This is a genomic window from Sungkyunkwania multivorans, assembly GCF_042675645.1.
GTDB lineage: Bacteria > Bacteroidota > Bacteroidia > Flavobacteriales > Flavobacteriaceae > Sungkyunkwania > Sungkyunkwania multivorans.
In genome coordinates, this window is record NZ_JBHTJH010000001.1 from 184397 (window position 1) to 197717 (window position 13321).

The following is a 13321-nucleotide window of genomic DNA, read 5'->3' on the forward strand; positions in this document are numbered from 1 at the left end:
CCTCCTCTCCTATCAACTAACTAACATGTTATGCTTCCTTAGCAGAAGCAGTCACGGCTAGATTATATACTACTAACCCAAAACCTATCTTGTTGATGGCATCTCCAATATTATATACTACATCGAGTGATAGTCCTCCGAAAAGACCCTCGTACCAACCTGGTGTTCCGGCCATATAACCTATTGGATAGATCGCCCAGCCGACCAATACAAACCAACAAAGTGTTTTGTGCGCCTTCAGAACAGCACCTCCAGCCTCTTGTGCGAGTTTCTTTGCTTTTCCTAACCAAATGTCATAAACGATGACGAAATATGCGATACCTGAAATAAGACCCCATATCTGCGCTTGGTCTCTGAAGACGGTCTCTCCTAGATATCCAGTGACCAACATGATAACCGAAAGGACGATAAGGCGCCACATCAACGACCTTTTCGCTCCCGCTACTTTGAGGATCAAATAGAATTCTACACACATCAATGGTACGGTAAGAATCCAGTCTACATAACGAAAGAAGGTTGGGGACTCTCCATTAGCAGCCCAATAGTCGCGCATGTACCAATAGTGCACTGCGGCTATGAAGGTGATCAAACCAGAAACCAAGATAGATGTTCTCCATTTGCGGTCATAACTGTTCATGGAGAAGAAGAAGAACACTGATGCTGCCATCATTGCCATACATCCAACGAAGAATGTAAAGCCAACATAATCATTGGTGGCTATCTTTGCGACCAACGGTAGTGGATTTAAAATAATTTCCATAATTAGAATTAATTTAGTTTTGTTTAAGTAAATTTACGAATACTTGAACATAAAATGTTTAATATTTTATTAAAATTTTTAGACAGAATGAAAAAAGCAGGGTCGATAAAAACGAATTTAACAAGTGTTATGCTCGTTGGGACCTTCTTTTCTCTATGGTTGGCAGTATATTTGGAACATTCTATGGAAGGTCTTTTTGCGTATGTCCTGATTTTTACTTTTGGCATCTTGCACGGCGCAAATGATATAAAAATCTTACAGAAAATATCCAAAAATACCTCGAAAAGAACATATAGAGATATCCTCCTCAGTTATATTATTGTTGTAATTGTCGGTGCGATCGCCTTTTATTTCGTCCCAATAGCAGCTTTATTATTATTTGTGATATTTAGCGGGTATCATTTTGGAGAGCAGCATTGGGCATCAAAATCAAATAAGAACGGCTTCTTGGCCAAGGTCTTTTTCCTATGCTACGGGTTGGCAATACTATTTCTTATTTTCTATACCAATTTTGAGGAGGTATTGGTCATTATTGAAAATCTTACAGGTGTCATCCTCGAAAAGGATATTTACAAGTATTCTCTTTTATTTGTCACCGCGATCACCTGTGGTCTTTATTTATGGCTGCATTTTAGAAAACAGATCAAAGCAAACGTAGTTTTAGAACTGTTTTTCCTATTTGTCTTCTTTATTGTATTCCATACGGCATCACTACTTTGGGCGTTTGCCATCTACTTCATACTATGGCATAGCTTACCCTCGATGGTGGATCAAATCGAATTTTTGTATGGAACCTTCACGAAAAAGAGCTTTATAAAATATTTAATATCCTCTCTTATCTATTGGCTCATATCTTTGGTAGGACTAAGTATGATGTATTTTCTGCTAAGGGACCAAGGTAAATTGTTCTTATCGGTTTTCTTTGCTTTTTTGGCTGCAATCACCTTTCCACATGTGCTGGTGATGACCAATATCAATGAAGATCGCTAGAAAAACATCCTCAAGCTTGCATTGGGCGTGATGCCCAGGGCCGTCTGCACGACCTCTTCAATTTCGTTGTTATCATTGACCCTATAAAATGTATTTACCACATTATCCTGGTCTAGAATATTCCATACCGAAGCCCCTGTCACCAATTTCATCCCATTCTTAAAAGAAAAAGTATAGGTAGCAGATATGTCGGTCCGCATATAATCATCCAGTCGCAAGGCATTTGGAGCGTCATAATTGATCTCATCATTTGCTATCGGTTCGATGGGGTTAGGAATGGTAAAAGGTTTCCCAGTACGATAATTGAATCCAGCCGACAATTTTAAGGCGTTCCAGTCGTAAGATGCAGCTACATTGATCGTATGTGTAATATCAAGGTTACTTGGAAAAACGGGCGGGGCCAATGCCGGAAAATCATAGGTGCTTTTTGAGTAAGAATAACTTACCCACGCATTAAAATCGCTCCACCGGTTATTTATTAGAAAATCCATACCATAGGAGTCATAGCTTCCTGCAGACCGGATGGATTGAAATTGATTTTGAAATCCTTGGCTAGCCGTGGTGATTCCATCCACGCTCTTAAAGTATGCCTCAGCACTGATCAAAAAACCATTGCGCTGATAGTTGAATCCTGCCGAGACCTGTCTGCTCTCGGCTATCGGCACGTCTACTTCGTCTGCTAATACCCAACGGCGATTCTCAACACCAAGAAAGTCATTCTGAAAATCGACGATCTGGGTCACTGCCTGATTCTTGAACTCCCCCAATAACTGCACTGAGAAGTCATTTGTAAATCGATGGCTAAGACTTAATCTTGGTTCTACGATAAACTTTCCAAACCGTTGATAGAAATTAGAGCGTATGCCTAAAATCGCATTCGTTCTCCCCTCAGAGGAGCTGTAATGTGCTTCTACAAAAGCATTGTGACTTCGCAACACCTCTTTTATCCTTCTGCGGAAAACAGGGTTGTTCACATCTTCGAGATTGGTGATGCCGACCTCATAAAACTGATAACCTGCCCGTACATCCAAAATATTATTTACTTGAAATCGACCATCGAACTTAAGCCCTGTATCCAAGACTTCATTTTCTTGTTGAAGACGTTGCTCGTTCAAAACATCAAAATTCACTGCCTGTAAATCATAAAGACTGGCGAATCCTTCAAAATGAAATTGCATTTTTTGACTCACATCGAAAGTATACTGAAGTCCCACACCCTGATTCTGTTGCACCAAACCACTTGTCCTAGATTCTAACTCACCATTCACCTCTGCATTTTCCACATAATCAACTTTGTTTACCACATTTAACAGACTGATGCGCAATCGGTGGTTTGGGCTGATATCATATAATAACTTTCCTGTAAAATCATAGAAGGAAAATTCTTCATCGGTATTTAAAACGACATTGTTTCCAGCTGCGGTAAGTACATCGGTGTCTCTAAACGCACGGTCGAAATATTGCTTATAGGTAGGTGTTTGTACCATATCGGCAATCGATCGCCGTGCAGAAATTTGGATGGAGGTCTTCTCGTTAATCGGTATCGAACCATAAATATCGCCATTGATCAAATTGACCCCAACTCCTCCAGAGAGATTTCCTGTAATATTATCGTCAGACTTGATAGCTATCGTACTCGACACCCCATCGCCGTAAAAGGCACTGGTGCCATTCTTTATCAGGGTCACCTCTTTTGCCAAATATGGATTGAATGCCGATATCAATCCAAAAAAGTGTCCCGACTGATACATTCGTATTCCATCCCACAATACCAGATTCTGATCATTGGCGCCACCGCGAACATTGATGTTGGATACCGTCTCGTCGATGCTCTGAATTCCTGGAAGCGCTTGAATTGTTTGGAGTACATCGGGTTCAACCAGACCGGGTAAAATTCCCAGAAGATCTGTATTCACCAAGAAAGACCCGTCGCTCTTCTTATCTATTCCTTGTGTTATGAAACCTCTTACGACCACTTCTTGCAATTGTTCCTCTTGGGGCCTCAGGTAAATTGTTTTGCACGGCAATACCGATAGTTCTTCTGCAGAGAACTGAAAGCTCTTATAGCCCAACAAACGAATGGTCACCATTTCTCCCATCGCAACGTCAGCGATCTGAAAAAGTCCCTCCTCATTACTTGATACACCATCGGTTCCTATAAGGATGGTAACACCAGATACCGGTGATTTTGTATTTATGTCCAACAGTCTACCACAGATGTCTACAGTATTGAGAGTAGGTTTGCTTACCACTACAAACCGATCATTAAGTTGTTTGTAAACAAGAGAGGTGTTTGTCTGTAAGAAAAAAAGTGCCTCGGTAAGGGTAAGAATATCGGAAGGCATCTCTACTTTGATGTTTTCGATATTCTCATCGACAAAACCAAACCGTATCTGATATCGCTCTTCCAAAACCAGCAAGACTTGCCGCAAGGGTTTTTCTTCCTCGGTCTGCGCAATTGTGGCAGCCCAAGAAAATAAAGCAAGTAGAAATATGAAAAATTGTCTATTCAACTGCTCCCTCGATACTAATAGTGTTTCCGTTAACTGTATAACGCAAATTCATAGGGAGTGTTATTGAGGCGAGTGCCAGCTTTTGGTCTTGGTGAGTAAAACTCCCCGTAAAATGCTGATTTAAAGATACGCCTTTAGAAATTATTGTTACGTCGTATTGTCGTTCAAATTCTTTAAGTACGAGGTAATATGGAATGCTCACAAAATTACTTTCATTATTCACCCAAGAAGGCAGGCCTTTCAGCGCAACAATATCCTCTTTGATACGACCATCGATCATCACAAATCGCTGATTAGGGCTCAGTTCTGCAATCTTATCCTCGTGTACCACGCGCACAAGGCCCTCAAAACAAATCACCTCAAAAAAGCCATCGCGATCGATGACGTTAAATTCTGTTCCAAGTACAGACACTGTGCCCGACGTCGTTTCTACATCAAAAGTAGCTCCTTTCGCTACATTGAAGAAGGCTTCCCCTTTTAAGTGCACTTCCCTATTTCTTTCCCAATTCTTCTTGTTAAAGGTCATGGTAGAAAGTGCATTGAGGCGAACAGTCGAATTGTCGGGCAACTGAAATTCGGTCTTCTCAGCAGCCAAGGTTTGTATTGAGGTATCTGTGCTATTAAAGAAAATAAAATACCCTCCTACCATCAATACCAGTGCGGCAGCCACGCGCATCAGCGGTTTTATCCAATGCCCACTTCGATTCTTCTTCTTTTCGCTTACAGCCTGCAGCAACCTTTCCAACTCCGAATCTACATGATAATCAGGCGCCTTGAATCCCTTGGCACTCTCGGCAATTTTCACCAACGCGTCATGATCCTCGAGCTTTTCAAAGACCTGCAATTCGGCCTCCGAAAGCTCGTTATCCAACCATTTTTTTATCAATTCTGCTCTATCCATCTTGCTGTATTCTATTTATATAACAACTATCGCCCTTTTTCTCCTACCCCTTGATCTGCTAAATTTCATCAATTTCTTTCCGAAGGGCACTCAAGGCTCCATAAATACGCTTCTCCACCGCTTTAGAAGAAATTCCTAAAATTTCTGCGATCTCTCTGTGTTTCTTTCCTTCTACCCTATTTAATAGGAAGGCCTCTCGCTGCGCCTCGGTAAGTTTAGCAATGGCATTTTCTAATTTTGTCAAGTATTCAGATTCTTCCAATAAAAACTCTGGATTCTCATTGGTGTATTCTTTTGGTTTTAGTTTTTGATGCTTCAGCACTACCTTTTTATGGGTGAGCTCATTCAACATCAAATTGTTGGCGATAGTAAATAGAAAGGATCTCGCCTTCGAGGGAGGTACTTTTTTACAATTGTCCCAAAGTTTTAAGAAAGCCTCCTGCACCAAGTCGGCAGGATTGCTCATCTCGCCATATTTATAGAAAAGAAAATCATGGAGATTTTTGGAATGCTTTCTGAAGAGCGCACTAAAGATATGCTCTTCACAACTATTCTCATTTAGGCTTTTAGGCATAAAATGGGCTCTTTCAGATAAATTTAAAAAAAATTACAAGAGCAGGGTAGGAATTTTTAAAACGAACTTGTTTTATCTATAAACGCCCCAACATCTGGGTCAATGTAAAACTCAAAAACAAACAATATGAAAACCCTATTTAAAAAGTATTTGCTATTACCGCTAATGGCGGTCAGCTTACTTACTTCTTGTCAAGAAGAGATCATCGAATTGAACGAACCCAATGAGAGTGAGGTCATTACTGCTTCTGCTCCATTGGCTTCATTGATGTCTCGAACTTCCTTGAACGATGGTTCATTTGACAATATTATAGACCGAAACAGTTGTACCTCTATAGAACTCCCGGTAACGGTCATCGTAAATGGTATAGAATTGACCATCGATTCTGAAGACGATATCGAATTGATAGAAGATATTTTTGATGCTATTGATAGCGATATTGATGTTTTAGAGATCATTTTCCCCATTACTATTGTTCTCAGTGACCATACAGAGATCGTTATTGAAAATATGGCACAGCTCGAAGCATTTATTCAAGAATGTTCAGAGGGCGAAGATGACGACATCGAATGTATCGATTTCCAATACCCTATAACCTTCTCGGTATTTAACTCAGACCTTGTAGTGATCAATACAGTAACCATCAACAACGATCGAGAATTACACGACTTCTTTGAAGATCTGACCCCGAATGACTTGGTAAGTCTTAATTTCCCTGTCACTCTAGAGCTTGCCGACGGTACCGAAGTTGTCGTGAACAATAACACCGAATTGGAAGACGCCATCGAAAGAGCTATCAATGCGTGCGACGAGGATGATGATAACGACTTTGATGACGAATATGCCGACATCACAAAAGAAAGATTGACCGAGCTTCTTTTGGCTTGTCCATGGAGCGTTGATAAATTAGAAATCAACGATATAGATCAAGAGGAGCAGTACGTAGGGTATCTATTTAGCTTCTTAGAAGATGGAACGGTGAAGGCAACATCCAATAGTACAATGGTTTTAGGAGAATGGGAGATCATCGTTACAGATCTTGGACTAAAACTTGCGATTGCCTTTAATGATCTTACCGACTTCAATGCCGAGTGGCGCGTTCACGAAGTGGACGACTACGCCGGAGAGATCAAGGTAGACCTAAGAAATGGTGATGATCGTTTGCGTTTCGAAAAAGAATGTGATGCCAATCCAACAGACTGTTCAGAAATGTTTGTGGATGATGCCCTAAGCATTTGTAAATGGCGAGTGGTCTCTTTTAATGGCGACGACAATTTGATCGATATATCCATAGACTTCTCCAATCAAAACATCCATGCGTATGATGCACAAGGCACCATCGTAGACGAAGGTAATTGGGGTACTTCACAATCTAATGATGGTGTGATGGTAAGTTTTAATGATCTCACAATGCAGCTTGTTGACATCGCAGGAGACTGGCTGGTGACCGAATGTGCTGGAAGTCGTTTCAAAATGGTAAGTGGTAGCAACTTTATAGTCCTCGAAAAAGATTGCGGTGATGCAGATGGTGATGTAGCCCAGATCAAGGAGTGGATGGTACAGGGCGAATGGTTGGTTGCCAACTACAACGACTCTGGTGAGGACAACACAGCGTTATTTGCCAACTACATCCTAAATTTTATGGAAAACGGCGGTGTCGTTGCAACCAACAATGGAACAATAGAAGGGACTTGGAATGTATTTAGAGATAGTGATAGCGTCTTGAGATTCTTAATGAACTTTGGGCCTAATACACCATTTGATGAATTAAATGACGACTGGACGATCCTCGAAGCTACAGCAGATCGCATCGAATTAAAAGACGTTAGCGGAAATGATGGGTCCATTGATATTCTAGTATTTGAAAAGATACTATAGCACAAGCATGATGCTTGTTTAATTACTAGACCAATAACCAAAACACAACCACAATGAAAATTTTTTCAAAATCAATGGCAGCCATGCTATTGTTTATCATGGCTGCCTCTTGTTCAGATCCTGAGGACATCTCGGTGATAGAACAGTTAGCAACCGCTGATGAAAATATTGAAAAAGGCGGAGATACTGTAAATACAGAGTCGATCATCGATTTTATGACCAGCAGTCCTTGGATTGTTACCTTTTATGGAGAAATCGAGACGGATTCACAAAATAGTTTGGAAGGGCATACCTTCAACTTTAAGGGTGATAATACGGTTCTTGTAAGTTCAATGTCCACAGAAGAGACAGGCTTATGGTTTGCTCGGAAAGACAAAAGAGGTATGATTGTAAACATTTCCTTTGCCAAATCGTCCAACCTCCATATCATTCAGGGTGATTGGGTGGTATCCGGTGGTCAGAAGAATCTTATGGAATTAAAGAAGACCGACCCCGTTACACTGATCACTACAATGATCAGATTTGAAAGGCCATAATGGCCCCTAGGTATTTTAGTATGTGAAAATATTTAAGCTAGTTTTTAGGTTTATTAACCCCCATTTTTTACCCTGATCGACCTTTAAGGTCAATCTTTTTAGTCTCTTTGGAGATGATTAGTTAGGTTTCGTTGCTGCCGCTCACTTTTTTAAAGTGGGCGGTGGTTTTTTGTAGATGTGCGAATGGTTCCAGAGCCCGACCCTATTTCACTCAAAAATTTCGAGACAAATGCGTACCTTTGCAACTTCTTATATGGAAGATAAAATTTGTAAAAGCAGCAGGATATTATGTTCAATAATTTAAGTGAGAAGTTAGATAAGGCATTACATGTACTCAAAGGACATGGCAGCATCAATGAGGTAAACGTTGCCGAGACGATCAAGGAGATCCGTCGGGCGCTTTTGGATGCTGATGTCAACTTTAAGATCGCTAAAGAATTTACCAATAAAGTAAAGGAAAAAGCTTTAGGCCAAAATGTACTGTCCTCCTTAAAACCCGGACAGTTAATGGTAAAGATCGTCAAGGATGAGCTCACCGAATTGATGGGTGGCGAGGCTGCTGGCATCAATCTTTCTGCGAATCCTTCTATCATTTTAATGTCGGGGCTTCAAGGTTCTGGTAAAACGACCTTCTCTGGAAAATTAGCCAACTACTTAAAGAACAAAAAGACAAAAAAGCCATTATTGGTCGCCTGTGATGTCTACCGCCCAGCGGCGATCGATCAGTTACATGTAGTAGGAGAACAGATCGGAGTCGAAGTATTCTCGGACCGTGACAATAATGACCCCGTGGCCATTGCCCAAGCAGGTATTGCTCATGCTAAGGCAAACGGACACAATGTAGTGATCATCGATACTGCGGGTCGCTTGGCCGTAGATGAGGCCATGATGACCGAGATCTCCAATATACACAATGCCATTGCGCCACAAGAGACCCTGTTTGTAGTAGACTCCATGACAGGGCAGGATGCTGTAAATACGGCCAAAGCCTTCAACGATGTTCTCAACTTCGATGGGGTGATCCTTACTAAATTGGATGGTGATACGCGCGGTGGAGCCGCCATCTCGATCAAATCGGTTGTGAATAAGCCGATCAAGTTCATAGGTACTGGTGAAAAGATGGATGCCATCGATGTTTTTCATCCCGCTCGTATGGCCGATCGTATCTTAGGAATGGGAGATGTGGTTTCTCTGGTTGAACGCGCTCAAGAGCAGTTTGACGAGGAAGAGGCCAGAAAACTTCAAAAGAAGATCGCCAAAAATCAATTTGGCTTTGACGATTTCTTGAAGCAGATCCAGCAGGTTAAGAATATGGGAAGCATGAAAGACCTGGTGGGAATGATCCCAGGAGCAGGAAAGGCGATGAAAGGTATGGATATCGATGACGATGCCTTTAAGCATGTGGAAGCGATCATTCATTCCATGACTCCTGATGAACGCACCAAACCGTCAACGATCAATGTGAGTAGAAAAAAGCGCATTGCCAAAGGCAGCGGCACCTCTATTCAGCAAGTAAATCAACTGTTGAAGCAATTTGACCAAATGAGTAAGATGATGAAGATGATGCAAGGCGGAGGCGGCAAAAGAATGATGCAGATGATGAAGAATATGAGGTAATTTAGTCTTCAGTAATAAGTTGCACTAACCAGTTGACAATTTTCAGATACAGTACGCAGTAATAATGAGTTTTAATAGTTTAAAGGCATATCAGAAAGGTTTCAGTTTGGCAATGGATGTTTTTGAAATTTCTAAGTCATTTCCAAAAGAGGAAACATATTCGTTGACTGACCAGATAAGAAGATGTTCGCGCTCAGTCTGCACAAATATCGCAGAAGGGTATAGAAAAAGAAATTACCCAAAGCACTTTGTAAGTAAGCTTACCGACTCCGATTCTGAAAATTCTGAAACCCAGGTTTGGCTAGAATTCTGTTTGTCGTGTCATTATATTTCCAAGGAAAGATACAAAACGCTCATTGAAAAAAGCCACGAGGTGGGTAAACTTATAAACTATATGATTCAAAATCCACAGAAATTTGGAATTATAGAAACATAAACTGCCTACTGACACTGAGTACTGATAACTAAATAAAACAATATGACCATCCTAGACGGAAAAAAGATCTCCAATCAGATCAAAGAAGAAATCACCGAAGAAGTAAAGGTGATGAAAGCCAATGGCGAAAAAGTACCTCATTTAGCAGCCGTTTTGGTTGGAAATGACGGAGCAAGCTTAACCTATGTTGGCAGCAAAGTACGTGCTTGCAAACGCATTGGTTTCGAATCTACGTTGGTCCAGATGCCGAGTACCACCTCAGAATTAGAGCTTTTGAAAAAGATCGATGAGCTTAATAACAACGACGACATCGATGGTTTTATCGTTCAACTTCCATTACCAAAACAGATCGATACACAAAAAGTTCTAATGGCCATCGACCCTAACAAGGATGTCGATGGTTTTCATCCAATGAACTTTGGAAAGATGGCGCTGGACATGAGCACGTTCATTCCGGCCACACCCTTTGGCATTTTGGAGCTTCTAGAGCGTTACAAGGTGGAGACCAAAGGAAAGCATACGGTGGTCATTGGTCGTAGTCATATCGTGGGTCGCCCTATGAGCATCCTCATGGGTCGAAAAGGTTTTCCTGGAAATTCTACCGTTACCCTGACGCATAGTCACACCAAGAATATAACACAGATCACTTCGCAAGCTGATATCATTATTACCGCCCTTGGCGTGCCAGGTTTTCTCAAGGCAGAAATGGTCAAAGACGATGTGGTGATCATCGATGTGGGCATTACACGTGTCCCCGACGAAACCAAGGAAAAGGGGTATTATATCACCGGAGATGTGGACTTTGAAAATGTGAGTAAAAAGGCAAGTTTTATCACTCCGGTTCCCGGAGGTGTTGGGCCTATGACCATTGCCATGTTACTTAAGAATACGCTTTTGGCAAGAGAACGTCATCGATCCTCAGGAAGCTAGCAATCTTATGGCCTGTCTTATTTGGCAAAAAGCTGCTGAATGTCTTTGAATGACTTAAACTCGAGCGCATTACCTGCTGGGTCAAGGAAAAACATCGTTGCTTGTTCACCCACCTCGCCTTCAAATCGGATATATGGTTCAATGACGAAAGGAACTTTCTTCTCCTGCAGAAGCTCCGAAAACTTCCAAAATCGATCCCACGGCAAGACCACTCCATAATGAGGCACAGGCACCTGTTTGCCATCCACCGCATTATGATGAAGGTCTTCGCTTCCTTCTTTTTCTTTGTAATGGATTACCAGCTGGTGACCGAATAGGTTGAAGTCGACCCAGTGGTTGCTACTTCTGCCTTCGGCACATCCTAGTACATCTCTGTAGAAACTTCTGCATTCCGCCAAATTGTGCACTGGAATGGCAATATGGAAAGGTGTTACATCGGTCATGGCATCTATGGTTTAAAAAAGTTAGTCTTTTCTTTTAACACATTGGATCTTCCAGGTCGGGAATACGGTCGATTCGTCTTTATCGACCCATTCGCCAACCCATTTATATCCGTTTTCTGAGATATCGTAAAAAGTAAGTCGGTAATACCCATCCATTCCGTTGGGGGCCTTCTGTTCCCTGTAAAGAACGATGTTACCATTGGTTTTTTTTGTTCCTTCCCAAGATGGAAGCACCGGTGTAACACTGCCCGTAGAAAAATAATGAACATACCATTTTAAACTGTCCTTATTGAACTGTCTAATGCTTCCAGAATGACGCCCGTCGGACTTCAAGGTCTCGTCCTGTATGGCCATTCCATTCATGATATATTTGAACTTCCATGTCATACTCACTGGTTCTTGCCAGCTACCATCGGCATTCCTACTCTCAGAAGCGCAATCACATAAGCCTATCAACATATCGAAGTCCGAAAGTTGTTCTGGCGCAATAGGATTTTTTCTCCCAAAGGGAAACTGTTTTGATGGCTCATAGGTAGTATGCATTTCTTGGGCCATGAGAAAGCCTGTGATAAGGAGTAGTACAAAAGTAATGTTGGTCTTCATTCGTAAAGGTCTGTCGTTTTTTAATGGTCAAATGGCCACCAGGATCATTGGTGTCGGTCATGAGTAAATGATAACTTTTGATGATCTATTTCAAAAGGTATCGCATTCTCCATTCTGATACTCTAAACTAAGAATAAGAAATTAAAGGAGCCAGTCTGGTATCGAAATTAACAATAAAAAAATCAGTCTCTGATCAAAGGAAGGGTGCTGCAACGAAGCAAGCCTTCTTGTTTTGCTATTTGGGCATAGGGAACCTCTTCTACAGTTATTCCTTTTTCTCGAAGCCATTTATTGAGACGAGTAAATCCCTTTTCGGAAATCACCACATCAGGAGCAATGGAAAAGATGTTGCTATTCATGTGATACATCTCTTCTTTGGTGATCTCAAAAATGTGATCTTCACCAAAATGATCGACCAGCCATTGGTACTCTTCCTCTATCAAGAATCCATTTTTGTGAAGTATCGCAAGATCCTTCCCCACTGGCTGAAAGCAACAATCCAAATGTAAAGCATTGTTCATGGCGTCGGTATTCGATTTTCTAAGCTCAAAGGCCTTGACCTCTCTATGCGGGAACAGTTCTTGTATTGCTTCTACCGCATATTTATTGGTTCTTGCGGTAATGAAATCTGGATAGTCCTCGCCGGTATACGTCCCCACGAAGATATAATCATGCCATGGCATCACATCCCCGCCTTCTACATGGACCTTTTCGGGCAAAGTGATCACATGCGCTGGTGAAATCTGGTCAATAAGATAATCGATGGCATGAATTTCCCTTTCTCTGTCTGGGAGTATATTGGATTTGATGAATTTATCTTCAATGACGAATGCGATGTCACGTGCAAATATCTGATTGCAATCTTCAATCACCTCTGGTCGAAAGACCGTGACGTCATATTTCATCAAAACGCTTGCAACGGCTTCCATCTCCTTGATCATGTCTTCCTCGACGGGATAGGTTCCTGCCTTTATATGTTCGGCTGATTTTGGATCGTATGCGTCAGCCAGTGTTGGGGTGCCTCCGAGGCTTTTAGCTGTTCCCAACACCACTGCCCTTAACCTCGATGTCTCGTCGTTGACATTTAACTTCAACATAAGAATGATTTGATATGCTATAAAAATAGGGTCGGATGTGCAT

General features: G+C 41.5%; 13 protein-coding genes. 6 read left to right on the forward strand and 7 right to left on the reverse strand.

Annotated elements, in window-relative coordinates:
* Nucleotides 1–28: 28 nt before the first annotated feature.
* The gene (locus tag ACFQ1M_RS00850; protein WP_386402499.1) at nt 29–760 is read right to left on the reverse strand and encodes a bacteriorhodopsin-like; all 732 of its coding nucleotides are present in this window, start codon (nt 758–760) and stop codon (nt 29–31) included.
* An 87-nt stretch (nt 761–847) separates the two neighbouring features.
* On the opposite strand from ACFQ1M_RS00850, the gene ACFQ1M_RS00855 reads away from it, so the two are divergent.
* On the forward strand, nt 848–1750 hold the full coding sequence (locus tag ACFQ1M_RS00855) for a Brp/Blh family beta-carotene 15,15'-dioxygenase (RefSeq protein WP_386402501.1): 903 nt from the start codon (nt 848–850) through the stop codon (nt 1748–1750).
* Here the strand turns inward: ACFQ1M_RS00855 and ACFQ1M_RS00860 are convergent.
* Genes ACFQ1M_RS00860 through ACFQ1M_RS00870 form a run of 3 tightly spaced genes read right to left on the reverse strand, consistent with a single transcriptional unit; the run spans nt 1747 to nt 5738 of the window.
* The gene (locus tag ACFQ1M_RS00860) at nt 1747–4263 is read right to left on the reverse strand and encodes a TonB-dependent receptor (RefSeq protein ID WP_386402503.1); all 2517 of its coding nucleotides are present in this window, start codon (nt 4261–4263) and stop codon (nt 1747–1749) included. The two genes, ACFQ1M_RS00855 and ACFQ1M_RS00860, sit on opposite strands and share 4 nt — an antisense overlap.
* A complete protein-coding gene (locus ACFQ1M_RS00865) occupies nt 4256–5164 on the reverse strand; it encodes a FecR family protein (RefSeq protein WP_386402505.1) in 909 nt (302 codons plus the stop codon). Before ACFQ1M_RS00865 ends, ACFQ1M_RS00860 begins: the two co-directional genes overlap by 8 nt.
* A 58-nt stretch (nt 5165–5222) precedes the next feature.
* On the reverse strand, nt 5223–5738 hold the full coding sequence (locus ACFQ1M_RS00870; RefSeq protein WP_386402507.1) for an RNA polymerase sigma factor: 516 nt from the start codon (nt 5736–5738) through the stop codon (nt 5223–5225).
* 126 nt (nt 5739–5864) lie between these two features.
* On the opposite strand from ACFQ1M_RS00870, the gene ACFQ1M_RS00875 reads away from it, so the two are divergent.
* The 5 genes from ACFQ1M_RS00875 (at nt 5865) to ACFQ1M_RS00895 (ending at nt 11135) form a co-directional block, all read left to right on the forward strand.
* A complete protein-coding gene (locus ACFQ1M_RS00875; RefSeq protein ID WP_386402509.1) occupies nt 5865–7616 on the forward strand; it encodes a hypothetical protein in 1752 nt (583 codons plus the stop codon).
* A gap of 53 nt (nt 7617–7669) precedes the next feature.
* On the forward strand, nt 7670–8152 hold the full coding sequence (locus ACFQ1M_RS00880; RefSeq protein ID WP_386402511.1) for a hypothetical protein: 483 nt from the start codon (nt 7670–7672) through the stop codon (nt 8150–8152).
* A 288-nt stretch (nt 8153–8440) separates the two neighbouring features.
* Nucleotides 8441–9769 (forward strand): signal recognition particle protein, encoded by a 1329-nt coding sequence (gene ffh / locus ACFQ1M_RS00885; RefSeq protein WP_386402512.1) that lies wholly within the window; start codon nt 8441–8443, stop codon nt 9767–9769.
* Nucleotides 9770–9833: 64 nt separating this feature from the next.
* Nucleotides 9834–10205, forward strand: coding sequence for a four helix bundle protein (locus tag ACFQ1M_RS00890; protein WP_386402513.1), 372 nt, complete (start codon nt 9834–9836; stop codon nt 10203–10205).
* 42 nt (nt 10206–10247) lie between these two features.
* The gene (locus tag ACFQ1M_RS00895) at nt 10248–11135 is read left to right on the forward strand and encodes a bifunctional 5,10-methylenetetrahydrofolate dehydrogenase/5,10-methenyltetrahydrofolate cyclohydrolase (protein WP_386402515.1); all 888 of its coding nucleotides are present in this window, start codon (nt 10248–10250) and stop codon (nt 11133–11135) included.
* 17 nt (nt 11136–11152) lie between these two features.
* On the opposite strand, the gene ACFQ1M_RS00900 is transcribed toward ACFQ1M_RS00895, so the two are convergent.
* From ACFQ1M_RS00900 to ACFQ1M_RS00910, 3 genes are all read right to left on the reverse strand, one after another.
* A complete protein-coding gene (locus tag ACFQ1M_RS00900) occupies nt 11153–11578 on the reverse strand; it encodes a VOC family protein (protein ID WP_386402517.1) in 426 nt (141 codons plus the stop codon).
* A 21-nt stretch (nt 11579–11599) separates the two neighbouring features.
* A complete protein-coding gene (locus tag ACFQ1M_RS00905; protein WP_386402519.1) occupies nt 11600–12181 on the reverse strand; it encodes a hypothetical protein in 582 nt (193 codons plus the stop codon).
* A 182-nt stretch (nt 12182–12363) separates the two neighbouring features.
* Nucleotides 12364–13278 (reverse strand): dimethylarginine dimethylaminohydrolase family protein, encoded by a 915-nt coding sequence (locus ACFQ1M_RS00910; RefSeq protein WP_386402520.1) that lies wholly within the window; start codon nt 13276–13278, stop codon nt 12364–12366.
* Nucleotides 13279–13321 lie beyond the last annotated feature (43 nt).